At 48.9% G+C, this 20,145-nt stretch carries 12 protein-coding genes; 6 read left to right on the top strand and 6 right to left on the bottom strand.

Annotated features, from left to right (window positions below):
* Window positions 1-51 precede the first annotated feature (51 nt).
* Window positions 52-1,533 (bottom strand): YfcC family protein, encoded by a 1,482-nt coding sequence (locus EIZ48_RS15615; RefSeq protein WP_160653218.1) that lies wholly within the window; start codon window positions 1,531-1,533, stop codon window positions 52-54.
* Complete coding sequence (locus tag EIZ48_RS15610; protein WP_160653215.1) at window positions 1,530-2,885, bottom strand: M20 family metallopeptidase; 1,356 nt, start codon at window positions 2,883-2,885, stop codon at window positions 1,530-1,532. The genes EIZ48_RS15615 and EIZ48_RS15610 overlap by 4 nt, the downstream gene beginning before the upstream one ends.
* 871 nt (window positions 2,886-3,756) lie before the next feature.
* On the opposite strand from EIZ48_RS15610, the gene EIZ48_RS15605 reads away from it, so the two are divergent.
* The 3 genes from EIZ48_RS15605 (at window position 3,757) to pflB (ending at window position 10,064) form a co-directional block, all read left to right on the top strand.
* Window positions 3,757-5,508 (top strand): methyl-accepting chemotaxis protein, encoded by a 1,752-nt coding sequence (locus tag EIZ48_RS15605; RefSeq protein WP_240152985.1) that lies wholly within the window; start codon window positions 3,757-3,759, stop codon window positions 5,506-5,508.
* Window positions 5,509-6,058: 550 nt separating this feature from the next.
* The gene (locus EIZ48_RS15600) at window positions 6,059-7,573 is read left to right on the top strand and encodes a DUF3360 family protein (protein WP_160653209.1); all 1,515 of its coding nucleotides are present in this window, start codon (window positions 6,059-6,061) and stop codon (window positions 7,571-7,573) included.
* 214 nt (window positions 7,574-7,787) lie between these two features.
* Window positions 7,788-10,064 (top strand): formate C-acetyltransferase, encoded by a 2,277-nt coding sequence (gene pflB, locus EIZ48_RS15595; protein ID WP_160653206.1) that lies wholly within the window; start codon window positions 7,788-7,790, stop codon window positions 10,062-10,064.
* Between the two features lie 110 nt (window positions 10,065-10,174).
* Here the strand turns inward: pflB and EIZ48_RS15590 are convergent, their stop codons facing one another.
* Complete coding sequence (locus tag EIZ48_RS15590) at window positions 10,175-11,794, bottom strand: methyl-accepting chemotaxis protein (RefSeq protein WP_160653203.1); 1,620 nt, start codon at window positions 11,792-11,794, stop codon at window positions 10,175-10,177.
* Between the two features lie 436 nt (window positions 11,795-12,230).
* On the opposite strand from EIZ48_RS15590, the gene pflA reads away from it, so the two are divergent.
* Complete coding sequence (gene pflA, locus EIZ48_RS15585) at window positions 12,231-12,971, top strand: pyruvate formate lyase 1-activating protein (RefSeq protein ID WP_160653200.1); 741 nt, start codon at window positions 12,231-12,233, stop codon at window positions 12,969-12,971.
* 114 nt (window positions 12,972-13,085) lie between these two features.
* Here pflA and EIZ48_RS15580 read toward each other — a convergent pair whose 3' ends face one another.
* Window positions 13,086-14,075 (bottom strand): hypothetical protein, encoded by a 990-nt coding sequence (locus tag EIZ48_RS15580; protein WP_160653197.1) that lies wholly within the window; start codon window positions 14,073-14,075, stop codon window positions 13,086-13,088.
* A 681-nt stretch (window positions 14,076-14,756) separates the two neighbouring features.
* The gene (locus EIZ48_RS15575; RefSeq protein WP_160653195.1) at window positions 14,757-15,662 is read right to left on the bottom strand and encodes a LysR family transcriptional regulator; all 906 of its coding nucleotides are present in this window, start codon (window positions 15,660-15,662) and stop codon (window positions 14,757-14,759) included.
* 219 nt (window positions 15,663-15,881) lie between these two features.
* Here EIZ48_RS15575 and focA point away from each other — a divergent pair, with 219 nt between their 5' ends.
* Window positions 15,882-17,354 carry a formate transporter FocA gene (gene focA / locus EIZ48_RS15570; protein WP_160653192.1) on the top strand — a complete coding sequence of 491 codons (1,473 nt, stop codon included), beginning with the start codon at window positions 15,882-15,884 and terminating at the stop codon, window positions 17,352-17,354.
* A gap of 215 nt (window positions 17,355-17,569) precedes the next feature.
* A complete protein-coding gene (locus tag EIZ48_RS15565) occupies window positions 17,570-19,324 on the top strand; it encodes a formate--tetrahydrofolate ligase (protein WP_160653189.1) in 1,755 nt (584 codons plus the stop codon).
* Between the two features lie 82 nt (window positions 19,325-19,406).
* Here EIZ48_RS15565 and EIZ48_RS15560 read toward each other — a convergent pair whose 3' ends face one another.
* Entirely contained in the window at window positions 19,407-20,066 is a 660-nt protein-coding gene (locus EIZ48_RS15560) for an energy-coupling factor ABC transporter permease (RefSeq protein ID WP_160653186.1), read from the bottom strand.
* Window positions 20,067-20,145: the final 79 nt, after the last annotated feature.

Genomic DNA, 20,145 nt, shown 5'->3' with positions numbered 1-20,145 from the left:
ATCTCAACCCAAGGTTAACTCAGGCCAGTATGCCACCTGTCAAACGCAGGGTTAGGCCATCGCAGCGCCGGCAAATAGCGTAACCACAGTCACTGCCAGCACCATAATCACAAACGGCATTACCCATTTAAGGAAACGCTCGTACGGGATCTTGGCCAGAGCCAAACCGGCAACCAGGTGTCCCGCCGTTGGCGCGAAGATATTGATCCAGCCACTGGCAGACTGGTAAGCCGTAATGATCAAGTCACGACCGATACCCGAGAAATCAGCCAGCGGTGCCATCAATGGCATTGAAACCGTCGCCAGACCGGAGGTTGAAGGAATGAAGAAGCTCAGCACGATGTGAACAAAGTATGTCACGACCACAAACACGCCCGAGGACAAACCGGTTACCACACCTTCAGCCCAGTTAAGGATGGTGTCGATGATCACGCCGTTATCCATCACCACATAAATACCACGAGCGACCGCAACCACCAGCGCTACGCCAATCAGGTCTTTGGCACCTTCAAGGAACGTCTTGATAAAGTCGCCTTCAGACATGCGGTTAATAATTGCGATCAAAATGGCAGAGGCGAGGAAGAGCGTCGACAGTTCATCGAACCACCACCACAGGGTCGGAATTGCGGTAATGCCCATGTCTTCCCAAGGGATCACACCGTAAATCATGACCAGGAAGGCGCCGAAGAACACGCCCATTGTCAGCTTCTGCTTGGTGGTAAACTCGCCAGTATCTTCTTTTACGTGGGAGAACTCATCGTTAAACTCAATATCGGCCAGCACTGAATGGGATTTGTCTGCCTTGACCTTGGAGGCATAGCGCATAACAAACCATGATGCCAGAACAATCAGGATGATCAGCTGAATCACTCGTAAGCCAATACCCTCACCAATTGGCAGGCCGGCAAACCCTGAAGCAATACCGGTAGCAAACGGGTTAACCGTTGAGGCCAGTACGCCCACCCCCGAGCCAAGCAGAATGATCCCTGCCGCAACCATGCGGTCGTAGCCGGCCGCCGCCATTACAGGCAAGATCACCGCCCAGAAAGCCACGGTCTCTTCCGCCATGCCGTAGGTCGATCCACCGAGTGCGAACAAGCTGATCAATACCGGGATCATCATCTGCTCGCGACCATGGAACTTACGTACAATCGCCGCCACCCCGGAGTCCATGGCACCGGTTCGCATAGTAACGGCCAGGAAGCCACCAATTACCAATACAAACAGTGCGACGTCTACGGCTTTGTGGAAGCCCTTGATCGGCGCCATCAGCACGTCAATAAAGCCCTGTGGCGAAGATTCCAGTTCCTGGTAGGAGCCCGGGATCGGCAGCAGTCTTTCGCCACCGTCATAGTCGAGCACTTCCGCCGCCGGGATCACCTGATCAGTGCCGTTGACGATATAGTCATACTTACCTGCCGGCATGATCCATGTCAGCAATGCCACCAGAGCAATAATAATAAAGAGAATGGTGTAAACCGTTGGCATCTTGAAGGATTTCTTCGCTTTGCCAGCCTCTGTTGCTGTTGTCATAGCTCTACTCCCTGCAATTGATAAATCGCATTTGCATACACGTTCATCGCTTTAAGCATGTCATCAATAATGAGGTACTCGTTGGGCATGTGCTCAACTTTGTCGCGACCAGGAAAAATCGCCCCAAAGGCCACACAGTTAGGGATAGCACGCGCATAGGTTGCTCCCCCAGAGGTCATAGGCTGGCTTTCCAGATCACCGCTTACTTCCTGATAGGCTGTCATCAAGGTCTGGATAACCGGGCTTTCAGCCGGCATATACAACGATGGCAACACATCAAACTCTTCATATTGAAGATCATACTGCTCGCTGACAGCCGTCATGTCGCTGTCAAAATTCTCTTTGCTAAACGTCACCGGTACCCGGATATCAATACCGAGCTTGCTATGTTGTGAATCAATACATAGCTGAGCCACATTAAAGGTCAACCGACCGCTCACATCTTCAACCGGTCCAAAAATCTCTTTGGCATTGGCATCCTGTCCAACCTGCTCGGCCACAAACCGTATCGCAGGATGTGTCACACCAAGCTCACTCAGTGCCATACACAAACGGGCAATGGCATTAACCCCTTTGATATCAGCTGCCGCAGAGTGCGCGGCTTTGCCAAATACGGTTACCTCGGCATCTTCGGCCGTAAAATCAAAGCCAAGCTCATCAAGCTTGCTTGCCAATTCTTCCCAAAGCGGCCCTTCATATTTAGCCAGCTCAGGAACGGCATTCAGGGCACCACCACAATCAAGTTGTAATAATTCATCACCCGGGCCATGCAACCAGGACTGGATCAGCATTTTTTCCGCATGAATTAACGGGAACGCAGAATCAGGAGTAAAGCCGCACTGCGGCACTTCTTCTTTTTCCAGATAACGGTCAATACAACGCCACAAGGTTTCTTCATCGGTGCCAAAAATAAACCGAATCCGTTTATTTAATTTAACGCCACTATCAACCAGTGCCTTAACGGCAAAAATGGCAGCTAAAGTCGGACCTTTGTCGTCCTGAGTCCCGCGGCCATAAAGTCTGCCATCACGAATTTCCGGTTCAAACGGGGCTGAATCCCAGGCTGATAATTCACCGGTAGGCACAACATCCAGGTGCCCCAGCACACCAATCATTTGCTCACCGTCGCCTATTTCAGCGTAACCGTAATAGCCTTTATGGTCTTTATAAATGGCGAACCCCAGCTCATGACAAAGGTTCAGGGTTTCCGTCAGGCAATCATCGATAGGCTGACCAAACGGCGTACCGCTATCGTCATCCTGGTAAACACTGGGAATGGCAACTAAACGCTTCACTGCGGCAATATAGTCATCACGCATCGCGTTTATAGTTGATGCTATTGTTGCTTTCATCGTATCCCTCATTTTCTCATCTATTTTAGTCTGAATACTTTTGAAATATTGGACTAAAGTAATGAATAATTATTAGTTATCAGAGAAAGTATTTGAGATTACCCCCTCTAACCAATTCATTCTGCTACAGAGAGCAAGAGATAACTGTGATTACTTTCACTTGGTGCTGTTTCAATATGGGACGACGGTCAAAAAGTCAGCATTAACTTACAACACTGATGAGTTTTCTCTCAAAAAGAGCAAAATAGTGCCTGCACGGCATCTATATATGCCAAGCCGGAACACATGTAACAGACTTGCAAAACCATAGGGAATAACACGTAACCAAAAGAGCTGGGCTGGTATACCGAGATGACCAGCAGGCTAATTCTTATATTTCGTAATGAACTTAATTAGTTATTTAAATTTGACTTTTATTATTTAATGAAAATAAGAAGTTTTATATTAGAATATTAAATATTATTTCAAATAATGACGATTCGATATTTTATTATTCATGACGACCTATTTACAGACAAACATAATAAACCTATTAAGTTAACCTCACTGGATATATAATAAAGGGCAACTCGATTGCTTTCTCCGATCTTATATCAATATGCAACGATAATTCTAATTACTATCACTGGTTTCATTTTCATATGAAGCCACTTTTCGACGTTGATTAAACATGCTAAATACAATTAAAAACCTTCCTTTGCGGATACTGCTTTCGTTATCGTCAGCCTTTGCCGTTCTATGTTTTATTATTACTATCATTATTAGTCAAAATCTTTTATCAGAAGTTGAGGCAAACACAAATAAAGTCAACGACTTTATTGCTTTTAACAGCACGATGAAAGAATTTCAGGACTTACAAGATGTCAGCCGCATGAAGTCAATTTATGCGCTAGGGTTTTATGACCGCCTTGATGAAATGGTACAAGTCAACAATGACAACCTGGCCAAGGTACAGCGCAGCTACAACACCCTGATGCAATCTGACAACCGCGCCCTCACCCACCAGGCGAAGCTGTCGCTGGATAACTTTGTCAGCAACTACAAATTATATGTCCAGGCGTCCGAACAACTCAGAGCCCAGCGTCAGAACATCATCAAGCTATATGATGCGACCAGTTGGATCACCACGGACATTACCGCCGCGGATGCACTGATCGCCAATAATAGAAGCATGGAAGACGTTGATCGCTGGACAATGAACCTCTCCGATATATCGGATACTGCCGGCTTGATGCTTTACCATCTTGCTGTCGGGGTAAAAGGACAAAGTCAGCAAGATACTCAGACAACATTAGAATATACAATAAAACTCAATGCATACCTGGATGAATTTAAGCACTGGCCTGAAGCACAAACAGTCATTAAAAATGCCCAGCTTTGGGAACACCAGTTATTGGAAATTATCCAGTTGCAGAAAGACAAGAAGGCAACGACCCATCGTATGATTGAGCTGGGTAATAACAACACCCAGATCATTACCGGCCTGGCAACGGCCTCGCTGCAAAAAACTGAAGAATTATCGGACAAGACCTCTGAGCTATTAGCCTCGGTGACAACCAGCCAGTTAACGGCAACAGCGATTGCAACCGTGCTAGCCCTGACGATCAGTATCATCTTGTCCAACGCGATTAGCAGCGTAATGGGATCACTGTATCTTGCCGTCAAGGCACTGGCTGAAGGCAACCTCAACGTCCAGACAAACATCAAGGGAAAAAATGAAATTGGCCTGCTAGGTACCAGCCTTGATGATGCCATTTCTCAGCTTGCTGCTACCATTCGCTCGCTGCGCGGTGTCAGTGACGAAGTTGCGACCTCCTCGACCGAGCTGGCTGCAGTTATGACCCAAAGTGAGGTCAACGGCCGGGAGCAGCAACAACAGGTGGAGCAAATTGCTGCTGCGGTTACCGAGCTATCTGCTGCCGCCACCCAGGTAGACGGTTATGCCAAGACCGCCGACGAAAGTGCCCAGCAGGCACTGGCGATGGGCGCCGAAAGTACCGAAATTGCCCAGCACTCCCGTCAGCTGACTGAGGATTTAGCCTCGCAACTTGATGAAACGTCAACCCAGGTTATCGATCTCAACGAGCAGAGTATCAAGATCAGCGAAGTCATCACTGTTATCGATTCAATTTCGGAGCAAACCAATCTACTGGCACTTAACGCAGCAATCGAAGCCGCCCGAGCTGGCGAAAGCGGTCGCGGGTTTGCCGTGGTTGCCGACGAAGTCAGAGTGCTTGCCGCCAAGACACAGGACTCAACCCAGCAGATCCAAACTATCATCGAACAGCTGCAGCACAAATCCTCAGCCGTTGTCGATGCCGTCAACAACAGCTTGAGCAAGGTCAGAACCAATAGCGAAATTGCAGAACAAACCAGCAACCAGATTGAATCCATTACCCAGGCGCTTGAGCATATCAGTCAGGTCAACGGCGATGTTACCGCATCAGTTGACGAGCAAAGCCGGGCGATTGACGATATTACCCGCAATATCACCACGATTAATGACATCATCAGCCAGAACGTGGCCGGTATTAGCCAGACGGCCGAGGCCAGCAGCCACCTGTCACAGCTGGCTGAGAATCAGAAAAACCAACTGGGTGAGTTCCAAATCATCCAGCGGTAAAGGGTTGCCAGTGGCATCGCACAACACGGCTGGTCACTAAAAAAGCAAACAATCAGTAATTTTATTACAAAATTGCAACTTTGACGCCAAAAAAGCCAGCAACTCAGTTGCTGGCTTTTTTTTATGACTATTTTTACAGCCCAATCACCCTGGTCATAAAATGCACGCATTACTGCCTCTTTTGGTGTAGACTCCCCTGTGGAACGTAGATTATGGGCCGCTTTATATCAATCCATTAATAATCAATAACTTAAACCAAAAATAGCTATTTGCGACCCCGTTCACAGTTTTACTTTAGTTATATAATCTCTTTCATTTTTCATAACAAACGCACTTCTCGCTCAATTTTTTTTGGTTTTTTTCCTACATTTTTTTAAGCGTAGTGATCGAGATCAATTCCCTTTATCGGGCCAAGCGGTACACTTCAGTAAAATTTGGTGAAATATAATTACACTATAGAACAGCTTGCACCTGAGGGGTTATTTCCAGGTTGCGCTCAAAGTTAGATACACTAAATACAAAAATTATTTAAACGTAGAACGAGGCACTTATGTCATCTGAAGAAAGAAGTTATCAGGAGCTGCACCGCCCTGCCTCTGACTTCTCAAGTCGCTCTGACTATCTTGATCATGAGCTGAAAATCATGAAGCCACGCCGCTTCGGCCTGAACCTGCCGGGTCGTGACTTCCGTTTTGAGCTAGAAGATTTAGTCCCAGCCCTGGCCGGTACTATCGGTATTATCGCGATGTACTCTGCGGTAATGATGTCTTGGGCCGACGGCCTGACTCAAGCCTGGGATCACATCAACCTAGGTAAAGAGTTCGCTATCGAAGTTGCTCGTGTAGAGATGCTGCTTCCTGCGCTTCTTTTCTGTGTCTTAGCATCCGGATTTATCAACCCCCGCGCCAATCTGGCCGGTAACCACGGTCCGATGATCCCACTTATCGGTGCTATCGCCCTGGCCGGTGCCCACCCTCTTGCTCTTGCTATCCTTCTTGGTGTATTCGGTCTTCTGCTTAGTTACTTCAAAGGCGGTTCCAAACTGGTGAACCTGACCTCGGAAGGTACCGCCGGTGGCCTGCTGATATTCCTTGGCTTTACCGGTACCATGAGCCAGATCGGCTCAATCCAGACCTGGGCGACCGGCCTGCAGTCAGCTGATATCGCAGCGGGCAGCATGGGCTATGTCGGTCTGATTGTACTGGCTGTCAACATTGTTCTTTATGCTTACCTGGCCCGCATCAACAAGCGTTGGCTGGCTATTCCTGCCTGTGCTGTTACAGGCCTGCTTGTTGCTCTGGTTCTGGGTGCTGGCTTCGATCTTAAGTTTGAAACTGAAATGGGTCTGCCTAACCTGAACCCTGTGTACTGGTGGGGCAGCACAGAAGAAGGCTGGATGCTAGGTCTGCCGACTATGCAGCACTTCATTGCATCACTGCCGTTTGCCATCCTGGCTGTTGCTATGTGGTCACCAGACTTCCTTGGCCACCGTATTTTCCAGGAACTTAACTACCCACGCGGTACTGACAAAGTACTGATGGATGTTGATGACACTATGACTATGTGTTCTATCCGCCAGATGGTCGGTACAGCACTTGGTGGCGGTAACATCACATCGTCTTGGGGTACCTACATGATCCCGGCTGCTATCGCCAAACGTCCTATTCCTGGCGGTGCGATTATCCTAGGCCTTCTGGTTATGTTCATCGCCATCCTGGGCTTCCCAATGGATGTGGCTGTATGGCCACCAGTAATGCGTGTAGCACTACTTGTAGGTGTATTCCTGCCACTGCTGGAAGCGGGTGTGCAGATGGTTAAAGAAACAAAAGATTCACAATCTGCTGGTATCTGTATCTTTGCAGCAGCAGTTGTTAACCCGGTTCTGGCATGGGCACTGACTATGCTACTGGATAACAACGGCCTTATCGGTGACAAAGAGCGTGCATCGAAGCTATCTTTCGCAGACAAAATCATCATCCCTGGCGGTGTATTGGTTGTCTGTCTGATTGCGATGCTGGCAGTAGGTATGCTTGAAGGCAAATACGGCATTCCAGCATTACTATAATGAAATCTGGGGCAGTATGTTATGCTGCCCCAGCTTAATTTAGGCATTGATAACTAGCGTTAATACGAATAATGAAATCATCACGATGCACTAATCGATTTGATTATCCGTATTATTGTTAATAAAAGTGTACTGTTCACCATCAACCGGTGGTGTTGAGCTCAACAGCGATTCAATCAGTACGTGTTTTTTCTACTAAAAAGGTAGGTATGTCATGGCAGAGCAATTTGCTAAAGCTTGGGAAGGGTTCGCTGCAGGCGAATGGCAGAACGAAGTAAACGTTCGCGACTTCATCCAGAAAAACTACGCACCGTATGAAGGTGATGAGTCTTTCCTAGTATCTGAAGGTACTGAAGCGACTAACAAGCTTTGGGATCAGGTTATGGAAGGTATCAAACAGGAAAACAGCACTCACGCTCCTGTTGACTTCGATACTTCTGTTATCTCTACCATCACTGCTCACGACGCAGGTTACATCAACAAAGATCTAGAGACTATCGTAGGTCTTCAGACTGACGCTCCACTTAAGCGCGCTATCATCCCTAACGGTGGTATCCGTATGGTTGAGGGTTCGTGCAAGGTATACGGTCGTGAACTAGATCCAATGGTATCTAAGATTTACTCTGAGTACCGTAAGACGCACAACCAGGGCGTTTTCGATATCTACACGCCGGATATCATGAAATGTCGTAAGTCTGGTGTTCTGACTGGTCTTCCAGATGCATACGGCCGTGGTCGTATCATCGGTGACTACCGTCGCGTAGCACTATACGGTATCGACTTCCTAATGAAGGACAAGTTCGCTCAGTTCTCTTCTCTGCAAGAGAAGTTCGAGAACGGCGAAGACCTACAGATGACTATGCAGCTTCGCGAAGAAATCGCTGAGCAGCACCGTGCGCTGGGCCAGATCAAAGAAATGGCAGCGAAATACGGCTACGACATCTCTGCTCCTGCAACAACTGCACAAGAAGCAATCCAGTGGACATACTTCGGCTACCTAGCTGCTGTTAAGTCACAGAACGGTGCTGCTATGTCTCTGGGTCGTACTTCTACGTTCCTGGATATCTTCATCGAGCGTGATATCGCTGCTGGCAAGATCACTGAAGAACAAGCTCAGGAAATGATCGACCACTTCGTAATGAAGCTACGTATGGTTCGTTTCCTACGTACGCCTGAATACGATGAGCTATTCTCTGGCGACCCAATCTGGGCAACAGAGTCAATGGGTGGTATGAGCCTTGACGGACGTACGCTGGTAACACGTACTAACTTCCGTTTCCTAAACAGCCTATACACCATGGGTCCTTCTCCAGAGCCAAACATCACTGTACTTTGGTCTGAGCAGCTACCTGACGGCTTTAAGCGTTTCTGTGCGAAAGTATCTATCGATACTTCTTCTATCCAGTACGAAAACGACGACCTGATGCGTCCTGACATGAACTCTGATGACTACGCGATCGCTTGTTGTGTCTCGCCAATGGTTGTTGGTAAGCAAATGCAGTTCTTCGGCGCACGTGCGAACCTGGCGAAAACCATGCTTTACACCATCAACGGTGGTGTAGATGAGAAGCTGAAGATCCAGGTTGGTCCTAAGATGGACAAGATCACTGATGAAGTGCTGAGCTATGACGATCTAATGGAGCGCATGGATCACTTCATGGACTGGCTAGCTAAGCAGTACGTGACTGCGCTAAACAGCATCCACTTCATGCACGACAAGTACAGCTACGAAGCATCACTAATGGCTCTTCATGACCGTGATGTTATCCGTACAATGGCTTGTGGTATTGCTGGTCTGTCTGTTGCTGCTGACTCACTGTCTGCAATCAAGTACGCAACAGTTAAACCTGTACGTGACGAAGACGGTATCGCGATCGATTTCGAAATCGAAGGCGACTATCCTAAGTTCGGTAACAACGACGCACGCGTTGATGACATCGCTTGTGAACTTGTTACAACGTTCATGAACAAGATCCGTAAGCTGAACACTTACCGTAACGCAATCCCAACTCAGTCTATCCTGACTATCACATCTAACGTGGTATACGGTAAGAAGACTGGTACTACACCTGACGGCCGTAAAGCTGGTGCTCCTTTCGCACCGGGTGCAAACCCAATGCACGGTCGTGATGAAAAAGGTGCGGTAGCATCTCTGACTTCTGTTGGTAAACTGCCGTTTGCTGATGCGAAAGATGGTATCTCTTACACTTTCTCTATCGTTCCTAACGCGCTAGGTAAAGAAGCTGAGACTCAGAAAGCTAACCTTGCAGGCCTGATGGATGGTTACTTCCACCACGAAGCCGGCATCGAAGGCGGTCAGCACCTGAACGTTAACGTTCTTAACCGCGAAACTCTAGAAGACGCAGTTAAGCACCCAGAGAAGTACCCACAGCTAACTATCCGTGTATCGGGCTACGCTGTGCGTTTCAACTCTCTGACTGCAGAACAGCAGAAAGACGTTATCGCGCGTACATTCACTGAATCTCTATAATTGAGAGCCAGTCTGACTCATCGGCTAGTTCGCTAGCCGGTAAGTAATAAAAACCGACCTTTGGGTCGGTTTTTTTTATGTCTGCGAAAAATTACACTCCAATAACCGAGCTAAACCTTAAAATGCTGTAGCTGGTGAGCAAGCTCTTCCGAGGCCTCGGCCAATGCCTGGCTCTGGCTCGCCAGATGCTGGGCAGCCGCATTCACTTCATTCGCCGATAAATGAATACTGCTGACATTACCGTTGATGTCTTCCGACACCGTACCCTGCTGATCTGCCGCTGCCGCGATCTGGGCTACCCGATCCGTGGACTGATACAACGCATCAAGCATATGCTTCAGCTCACGCTGGCTGTCCTGAGCATTCTCGACACTGTTCCGGCTGCTATTATGGCTCGCCTTCATCGCCGTCGCCGCCTCCAGCGCTCCGCGCGTCAGCCCGTCAACCGTCACCTGGATTTCCTCGGTGGATTTCTGTGTACGCTGGGCAAGGTTACGCACTTCGTCGGCCACGACGGCAAATCCCCGCCCCTGCTCACCGGCACGTGCCGCTTCAATCGCCGCATTCAGGGCCAGAAGGTTAGTCTGTTCAGAAATACCCTTGATCACCTCGGCGACCTCGCTGATCTGAAGAACGCCCTGCTTAAGCTCCTCCACCCGCTTGTCGGCCTCAGCGATTTGGCTGGCGACCTGCTGGATATTCTGGGTAGTATCCTCCAGCCGTTCACTGCTGGCTGTTGCCTTATGGGACATGTCCTTGGTCATGGAAGCCGTTTGCTCTGCATTTTGCGCCACATCGGCAACCGTTGCCGTCATTTCATTCATGGCCGTGGCAAGCTGCTCTAGCTGCATATGTTGCGACTGGATACTCTGAGCACTCTCTTCGCTGGCAGAAGCAATCGTACTGGCCATATCTGTTGAGTGATGGGCGGAGGCGGCCGCAACCTTGAGGGCATTGCGAATTGCACTTATCGAGATATCCATGCGACGCGCCAGCTTGCCAATTTCATCGCGACGTTCAGAGTGGCAATCGACCCTGAGATCACCGTCGGCAATAGCATCAAACTTACCCACCAGCGCCTCAAGCGGATCGGAGATGTTGTGGCTGATAAAATAACCGACCGCAAGCAGTACCAGCATCGCAGCCGCAGCCATCACGCCTGTTTTCATTGAAGTCAGCATAAACTCATCTTCGATATCTTTGACATGGACGCCAGTGCCTACAATCCAGTTCCATTGAGGAAAGCGTTTTACAAACGAGAGCTTGGGTTTGATTTCGCCCTCGGGAGAGCGCCAGCGATAGTCGAGATAGCCGGCACCGCTCTTCTCACTGGTCGTTACCATCTCTTGCCAGTGAAACTTACCGTCGGCATCGGTAAGCTGGCGGGCATTGGTTCCGTTGAGCTTAGGCTTGAGCGGGTGGGTAATAATTTCAAGATCAGGAGTCGTCACCCAAAAATAATTCCCTTTGCCATAGCGCAGGGCATTTATCATCGTAATGGATTGCTGCTGCGCTTTCGCGGCCCCCAATACCTCCTGCTGCGATGCATAAAATTCAAGCGTGCTGATAGCCAGCTCGATCTGGCTTTGCAACGATGCCTTTCGTTCTTGAAACGCGGCCTGCCGTTGTTCCAGCGCATTATAAACGCTGACACACAAGAGTAGCCCAATAGCAGTAGCGACAAAGGCGATTAACTTCTTCCTGACGGTCAAGTTGCTTAAACTGAACATAAATCTCCTTGTTTATTATTATCTTGCCTGACTGCTGCCTCTTTTCTGCCTCCGCCTTCCCACTCTGAATATCTTGGTTGGGTCCCCTTCAGCAACAATAAATTGTTAAGCAAAATGAAACGAGCTCATTAAGCTAAGAGCGCATAGGCACTTTGGAGCGTATAGTGCTGGGATTTTCACCGCACTTCAAGCGACAGATGTAACAATTTCGTGGTTGGTGTGCATATTTTTCGCATTAATATGGTTATCACTATGAAACAAAACAATAGTGAAGCAGACATCAATGGCTAAGTCATAACAGCGAGGCAAGGAATGAAAAAATGGACGGAGAAGGAAATGTATTACCCTTACATGTATAACGCTTTTTTCGCTATTTTAGCCTGTCATTTTGTAATAAAATGACAGGTAAACACGCACCATGCGGAGAAATAAAGCAATGTCAGTAAAAGGCCGAATTCACTCTTTTGAATCCTGCGGTACCGTGGATGGACCCGGCATCCGTTTTATCGTATTTATGCAAGGCTGCTTAATGCGTTGTCAGTATTGCCACAACCGTGATACGTGGGATCTCCACGACGGGCGTGAAATCACTGTTGACGAGATCATGAAAGACGCCCTTTCGTACCGTCACTTCATGAAAGCCTCCGGCGGCGGTGTCACGGCATCTGGCGGTGAAGCCATGCTGCAACCTGAGTTTGTCCGTGATTTCTTCCGCGCCGCTCAGGCTGAAGGGATTCATACTTGCCTTGATACCAACGGCTATATCCGCAAGCATACCGATGTCGTTGATGAAGTACTTGATAGTACTGATCTGGTGATGTTGGATCTCAAGCAGCTTGATGACAGCATCCACCAGAATTTGGTCGGCGTACCGAACAAGCGTGTGCTGGACTTTGCCCGCTATCTTCATCAGCGCGGCCAGAAAACCTGGATCCGCTACGTTATCGTACCGGGCTTCACCGATGACGAGCGCTCAGCCCATCTGCTCGGCGAGTTTATTCAGGGAATGGACAATATTGAGAAGGTCGAGCTGCTGCCTTACCACCAACTGGGCGAACATAAATGGGAAGCTCTCGGTTTTGAATATCAGCTAACTGATGTTAAGCCGCCATCGAAAGAAGTCATGGAGAAAGTCAAAAGCATTATCGCCAGCTACGGCCATACTGTGATGTACTGATCCGCAGCGACCTACCTTGTCAAATGGCAGGAGCAAAATGCCCTAGCTTGCTCCTGCATTAGAATCAAGATCTTGCAACGATATCTCCCCGTGACTGATTACGCTAGTCAGTAACTAACTGGCAGCTTGGTCGTTGTCGGTAGTCTTGCCCGTGATAGCCTCGCCAGTTGGCTGGCAAAGCTGTGATGCCGCGTCACTTGAACACGCCTTCTTCACAACGTCACATTTACCGCCGACACCACCATCTAAGATCGTACATTGTGCATTGGCCAGGCAAAGATCCTTACGCGTCGCAAGCTTAGGGACTGAAGCAATAAGCATTTTATCTGTAATACAAGTTTCGATTTCGCTTTTTACATTAGCGCCAAACGCATTTAGCTGCCGTTTAAATGCCATTTCTGCGTCAGGCTCAAAGCGCCCAAGAGTAGCAACCGAAAGAATATCGTCAAACTTCTCGACCTTTAACGGTTTACAGGTAACATCCCACTTATTTTTGAAGCGGTTGCGGCTCAGTTCAACCGGCTTTTTGGTTCCGTTAAATTGATGGTAGTTGGCTCTGTCATCCTTGAAATAACCATGAACGCTATATCTCTGATTTAAAAAGTCGTAAACCAGGTCAATGATGAATGGCTCTCTCTCACGGGCAAGGCCCATGGCATTTTTCGCCGCATAATAGCCACATGTCGTTAAATTAAGGACGTTGTCTTTATTCTTTACTGTCGCCGGGCTAAACATCCAGTTTTCACGGCTGGCCAGACTATAAAACTCAACGGAGTTGGGAAAATTAAACTTGTTGGCAAAGCGTACCAGCGCGGCCTGTCTCAGCTCGACTACTTCGTCTTCGAAAGTTGCGGCTTTCTCTTCGACCGGTGCTTGATCAGCCAGCGCTGTTTCTAATATAGCAGGCTCTGCCACAGGCGAGACCTTGCTACCTGGCCCCATCGCCGCCGTCAGCTTTTGAAGCGACTGGGCCGAGTTGGAAATAGTATCTGTAAGTGAATGTAAATTAACTAAAAAAAGCAGAAGCAACAGGCAGCCTAATCCGCGAAACAAGGTATTAAGCTTAAGGGACATATCCCTTACCGGCTTTCCTTTGATGATCATTTTCTCGTCCCTAGCAATATCAACTAAGGCCGGATTTTAAAGATAATCACCACCTTGTCCAGAGACTAGCAGCTCAAAATTTAACCAGTTATTGATGCGCTAAATGAAATCAAATAGATGTATCTCACTTTTTTTCAGGCTTTGGGAGCAACCTCTTTTTACAGCCGCACAAGAGGCCGGTTTGGCTTATTCTGTCTCAAATTGCCATTGTTCAAGTGGGTATGCCTGTCATCAGAAAGACTAATGACAAGCCTTGTGAGAGATGAATATGATAAAGCCACGAATAACTCATGCAATATCTAGCCTGATCTTGTCAGCCCCTATTGAGAGTCAATTGAGAAACAACTCTGGGATATCAATTTTTTGTTTATAGATCATAAGGATGAAAACAAATGCAATAAAGATCTATTCCCTCAATATCAACATAAGCACCAAATAGCATATAACAAATACTGCCCATAATAATCATAAATATTGATATGAAAACTAACAAGATCCTTAACTGCGAATACTGCTGTTGAGGCATCACAACAGCTAAACTGTAGTAATCAGCCGAAAAAATCAGCAATAACGCCAAATTAAAACCAATAATTGTACCCACTTTAATCAATTGACAAACCGATATGCACTCAACCACCTATAACTTTAGCTTCTTGGCATCATCAAATTCACTTATATATCTTACATCTCCATTTTTCGGTCTTTTATCATCCGGATGGCTTCGCGGCGAATACAGTCGCGAAGCGGGTTTTCTATCGCATCGGCACGCCAGATAAAAGATAGCGTTCGCTTCATATTCAGTTCAGGAACATTCAAGGCCACCAGCTCACCGCGATCGATATATTTCACTACATCCAGATAAGGTAGACAGCTAAGGTAAGGCCCATTGGTAACCAGAGCACGAAGAACCGGGATCTGTTCATACTCCCGCCAGACATCCAAATCTTCAATCACCCCGTGCAGCGCACTTTCAAAACTTTGCCGAGTACCGGCTCCCTGCTCGCGAAGGACCCACTTAGCCTGCTCTAGCTGCGCAAAGCTCACCGTATCAAGTTTGGCGTAGGGGTGATGCTTGGAAGCAATAATCACCAGATGGTCGTGGCACCATACTTCCTGATCCAACCGGCTGTCATCACAACGTCCCTCGATGATCCCCAGCTCGCACTCGTAGTTCCTCACTCTATCGATGACTTTCTGGGCATTCTTCACGATAAGCTGAATGCGTAACTCTGGAAAATCTTTATCAATAATACTGATAAGCTCTGGCAAAAGGTGTTCAGCCGCCGTCTGACTGGCAGCCAGGCTGATTTCGCCACTGACAAGATGCTGATCATAAAACCCCAGTTCTATCTGCTGGGCATCAAACAATAGCTGCTTGGCTCTGGGGCGGAGCCATGCCCCCCAGTAGGTCAGTGCCATTTGCTTCCCCTGCCGCTCAAACAACGGACGCCCCAGCAGCTTCTCGAGCTGGGACAACGCCATGCTCGCTGCAGACTGCGTCAAAGCCAGGTTTTCCGCGGCTTTGCTGACACTGCGTGTGCTCGCTACCTCCTCAAACACCGAAAGTTGCTTCAGTGAATAACGCATTAAAACTCTCCCCGATAAATGCAATTTGTTTTCTATCGCCAAGAATATCAACTTTAGTGATTAGGGTTAAAGAAATTATCAATTTTACTCAACCATTTTTCCAACCGTATGCTGAATGCCAGTTACCAGTCACGACAGGAGGAAATGTGACGTTATCTACCCCCTATGTAATCACAACAACCGGCCGGCATACCGGACTACACACAGGAGACGCTTGAAATGGCCACGGCAATGGCATCCAACAACAGTAACTTCACTCCCAAAGAGATGATGAAGCAGGCAGAAAAATACGCGGTCGGGAAGGCATCCAAGCCAACCCGTACCACCATCGCACTGGCAATTACGGCGGGCGTATTTATCGGACTGGCGTTTGTCTTTTACATCACCGTCACCACTGGTGGCAGCAATATGAGCTGGGGGATCAACCGCTTATTTGGTGGCCTGGCGTTTAGCCTCGGACTGATCCTTGTGGTGATTTGCGGTGGTGAACTCTTTACCAGTACCGTGCTGTCCTCTATCGCCCGAGCCAACAAACACATCACCTCAGGCAAGATGCTCACCACTTGGCTGAAAGTTTACTTCGGCAACTTCCTCGGCGCGATGATGCTGCTGGCACTGGTGTCGATGGCTAGCCTGTATCAGCTAGACGGCGGTCAGTGGGGACTCAATGCCCTCAACATCGCCCAGCACAAGCTGCACCATCAGCCGATGGAAGCCTTTGCTCTGGGGATTCTATGTAACTTACTGGTTTGTTTGGCTATTTGGATGACATTTTGTTCAAACAACATGATGACCAAGATGGCGATGATGGTACTGCCCGTGGCTATGTTCGTCAGTACCGGCTTTGAGCACAGTGTCGCCAACATGTTTATGGTGCCTCTGGGTATCACCATCCAGAACATCGCACCGGAATCGTTCTGGCTTGGTCTGGGTGTATCACCAGAGCAGTATGCCGATCTGAACATCCATAACTTTATCTTTGCCAATCTCATTCCCGTCACGCTGGGCAATATCGTTGGCGGCGGGGTACTGGTCGGCCTGAGCTACTGGGCAATTTTCAGTTCGCCGAAAGAACACCATGCCACAGCAACCATTATTAAACCCGACTTCTCAAATACGACCGCTTTAACTAAGGACAACACCATGCTTCAGGAAAATCTACTAGTAAACGACCATATGCGCCCGGCTACCACGACCCTTCTACCAGGCATGCCTGTCGCAGAAGCACTCGATATCCTGATCAAGGAGGGCCTGTCCGGTGCACCGGTGCTTTCCAGCGATCAACGTCTGGTTGGCTTCTTCTCTATCCACGACACTCTGGTAGACCTTTGGTGCAATGACTACATGCCGGAAGCCGAAGACAAAGTTCAGGACCTGATGCGCCACGAGATCCAGACTGTCAGCCCTGAGAACTCAATTCTGGAAGTGGCCGAGTACATGTGTATCGACAAGAATATCCTATACCCAGTCAGCAGCGGCGGCATTGCTACCCAGCTAACCACCTTGTCTCTGAATGAACGTGCCCGCACCATGGTTGTTAACCGCCCACACTGCTACCCGGTCGTCAAGGATGATCAGCTTGTCGGTATCATCAGCCGAAACGACATTATCAAGGCCGTTCGCCCGGTCTACGGCAACCTGGTTTCTGTTGCTGGAATCAAGGATGACCAGAAGAAAGCCGAAATAGCATAATCCAATAATAACCTGCCGACATGGTCGGCAGGTTATTATACCCAAGCCATTATTTCACCTCTGATCTACAGCAAATTAACCACACTTATATCGGATTTTTTCTACATACACGTGATAAAATTATGGTATAAACCAAACGCAAACGATTGCGCGACCTGCAAATGCAGCTCTATGCAGTATATCTTTATTGCTACCGATGCGAGGTTATGGCCCCCATGAAAAGTGATATTCAAATTTGCCGTGAAACAACACTCACTCCAATTGATCACATCGCTCAACACGCTGGCATTTTGCCGGATGATCTAACCCCACAGGGTACGCTAAAAGCAAAAGTAAAACCCTCGATCCTTAAGCGCCTGAATAACAACAAAGAAGGCAAACTGGTACTGGTTACCGCCATCACCCCGACGCCACTGGGCGAAGGCAAGACCGTCACTACCATCGGCCTGGCACAGGGACTGGCCCAAATAAACCAACGCGTGATGGCCTGTATTCGCCAACCCTCGATGGGCCCTGTTTTTGGCGTCAAGGGCGGCGCTGCCGGCGGCGGCTACAGTCAGGTGGCCCCGATGGAAAAACTCAACCTGCATCTCACCGGTGACATCCACGCCGTGACGGCTGCGCATAACCTGGCAGCTGCCGCACTGGATGCCCGGCTATACCACGAAGAGCGCCATGGCTACGAGGCATTTGCCGAAAAGACCGGCCTGACCCCGCTTAGAATCGATATCGATCGCATCTGCTGGAAGCGGGTGATGGATCACAACGACCGTGCCCTGCGGATGATCACTGTCGGCAACAACGAGCCGGGCAAAACCATCAACGGGATCGCCCGTGACGACGGCTTCGATATTTCTGCTGCTTCTGAGCTGATGGCTATCTTGGCCCTGTCCAAAGATCTGGCTGACATGCGCCAGCGTCTTGGTCGACTGGTATTAGCCTACAACATCGACGGCCAGCCGGTAACGGCCGAAGATCTCCAGGTTGCAGGCGCAATGGCCGTGACCATGTGCGAGGCTATCGAACCGACCCTGATGCAGACACTGGAAGGTGTTCCCACGCTGATCCATGCCGGGCCGTTTGCCAACATCGCCCACGGCAACTCGTCGATCATTGCCGATCGCATTGCGTTAAAACTCAGTGATTACACCATCACCGAGGGTGGCTTCGGCTCGGACATGGGCTTTGAGAAAGCCTGTAACATCAAAGCTCAGCAAGCAGAACGCGGTCCTGACTGTGCGGTTGTCGTCGCCACCTTACGAGGCCTGAAAGCCAACTCCGGCTGTTATGATTTACGACCAGGCCAGGCACTGCCAGAGGCAATTTTCTCCCCGGATGAAAAAACCCTACTGGGGGGCTTTGAAAACCTGAAATGGCATATTCGCAATGCAGCGAAATACGGCATTCCGGTGGTGGTGGCAATAAACCGCTTCCCGCAAGACACCGATGCCGAGCTTAACTTGCTCAAGACCTGGATCCGCGAGGAAAATTTCGGAAGTTATGTCGATGTCGCGATCAGCGAAGCCTTCGGCAAAGGCGGCGAAGGGGCTACCGAACTGGCGCAAGCCGTTGTCAATGCCTGCCAGACGCCGGCACAGTTCAAGCCGCTGTATTCACTAGATCAAACCCTGGAAGAAAAGCTGATGACCGTTGCCGAGGTTGGCTATGGCGGCCGCGGCGTCGAACTGTCACCGCTGGCCAAACAGCAGCTGGCCGAACTGAAGCGGCAAGGTCACGACAACCTCGCGGTCTGTATGGCCAAGACGCCACTCTCGATCACCCATGACCCGAGCCAGAAAGGCGCACCATCAGACTTCATTGTTCCGATCCGCGAACTGCGCTTATGTGCCGGAGCCGGCTTTGTCTATGCGCTGTGCGGCAATGTTATGACGATGCCGGGGCTGCCTGAAAAACCGGCCTACATGGCATTGGACATTGATGACGACGGCAATATCGTCGGATTGAGCTAAGCCGCTCACCGGTTATCAAACTAACGGTTAAACGCAAAAAGAACGCCAGCACATCGTCTGGCGTTTTTTTATTCCATACAACTTATTTATCTTTCTTATTGGAGGGGTAAATATAGTCACGATCAGCAAAAGTTCTCACCCATTCCGGCTTATAGACAACCAACAGCGTAATAGCCATACCGTTTATCAGGGCTTCGGGGAACAGCAGCAACGGAAGCAGCACCAAATAATTATCGACGATATAGTCCCACGAATAGCCATAATCAAAATATATCCAGCCGCTAGTCAGCAGCAAATGAGCGACCATGGTCAATGCGCCGTTAAAAAAAGCGGCAATGAATATATAGATAAACAGATGCCTTGCCATATAGCGGTAGCTAAACAGGAAAACCCCGAAACTGAATATGGCTGGCAGCATCACTCCGGTTAGCGCATATAAGCCGGCATCGGGCCACTCGACCACTCCCACAGCGACCAGCAATAAAGTCACTACAGAACCTATCAGCCCGGCAATCTGCCAACCGTGCGACAACACCAAAACTGTCAAGGCGAGAAAATGCACTTGCAGCCCCTCGGCAATTCCCGCCCTGAGACTCCATAACAGAAACAAGCCCACTATCGTTGCCAGTACCAGGTGCTGATAATCTTTCTCTGCTCGCAACTTGGGCCAGAATTCCCGAGGAAAACTCACCACCAAAATCAGCAGCCAAATCAGATAGCCAATCCACTGTAGCATCGTCATCCTTGCAGCACCTTCTAAGCCAATTAAGCTAAAGTTATATCAACAGGATAGCTTATCAATAACCTTGTAAAAATGAGGG

Source organism: Photobacterium alginatilyticum (genome assembly GCF_009910675.1).
Taxonomy (GTDB): Bacteria; Pseudomonadota; Gammaproteobacteria; order Enterobacterales; family Vibrionaceae; genus Photobacterium; species Photobacterium alginatilyticum.
Note: the sequence above shows the minus strand (reverse complement) of the source record. Positions and strands in the feature narration are given on the sequence as shown.

Excerpts from the sequence above, each read along its gene's own strand:
- EIZ48_RS15615 (WP_160653218.1), bottom strand. The coding sequence starts at position 1,533 with ATGACAACAGCAACAGAGGCTGGCAAAGCGAAGAAATCCTTCAAGATG.
- EIZ48_RS15610 (WP_160653215.1), bottom strand. The coding sequence starts at position 2,885 with ATGAAAGCAACAATAGCATCAACTATAAACGCGATGCGTGATGACTAT.
- EIZ48_RS15605 (WP_240152985.1), top strand. The coding sequence starts at position 3,757 with ATGAAGTCAATTTATGCGCTAGGGTTTTATGACCGCCTTGATGAAATG.
- EIZ48_RS15600 (WP_160653209.1), top strand. The coding sequence starts at position 6,059 with ATGTCATCTGAAGAAAGAAGTTATCAGGAGCTGCACCGCCCTGCCTCT.
- pflB (WP_160653206.1), top strand. The coding sequence starts at position 7,788 with ATGGCAGAGCAATTTGCTAAAGCTTGGGAAGGGTTCGCTGCAGGCGAA.
- EIZ48_RS15590 (WP_160653203.1), bottom strand. The coding sequence starts at position 11,794 with ATGTTCAGTTTAAGCAACTTGACCGTCAGGAAGAAGTTAATCGCCTTT.
- pflA (WP_160653200.1), top strand. The coding sequence starts at position 12,231 with ATGTCAGTAAAAGGCCGAATTCACTCTTTTGAATCCTGCGGTACCGTG.
- EIZ48_RS15580 (WP_160653197.1), bottom strand. The coding sequence starts at position 14,075 with ATGATCATCAAAGGAAAGCCGGTAAGGGATATGTCCCTTAAGCTTAAT.
- EIZ48_RS15575 (WP_160653195.1), bottom strand. The coding sequence starts at position 15,662 with ATGCGTTATTCACTGAAGCAACTTTCGGTGTTTGAGGAGGTAGCGAGC.
- focA (WP_160653192.1), top strand. The coding sequence starts at position 15,882 with ATGGCCACGGCAATGGCATCCAACAACAGTAACTTCACTCCCAAAGAG.
- EIZ48_RS15565 (WP_160653189.1), top strand. The coding sequence starts at position 17,570 with ATGAAAAGTGATATTCAAATTTGCCGTGAAACAACACTCACTCCAATT.
- EIZ48_RS15560 (WP_160653186.1), bottom strand. The coding sequence starts at position 20,066 with ATGACGATGCTACAGTGGATTGGCTATCTGATTTGGCTGCTGATTTTG.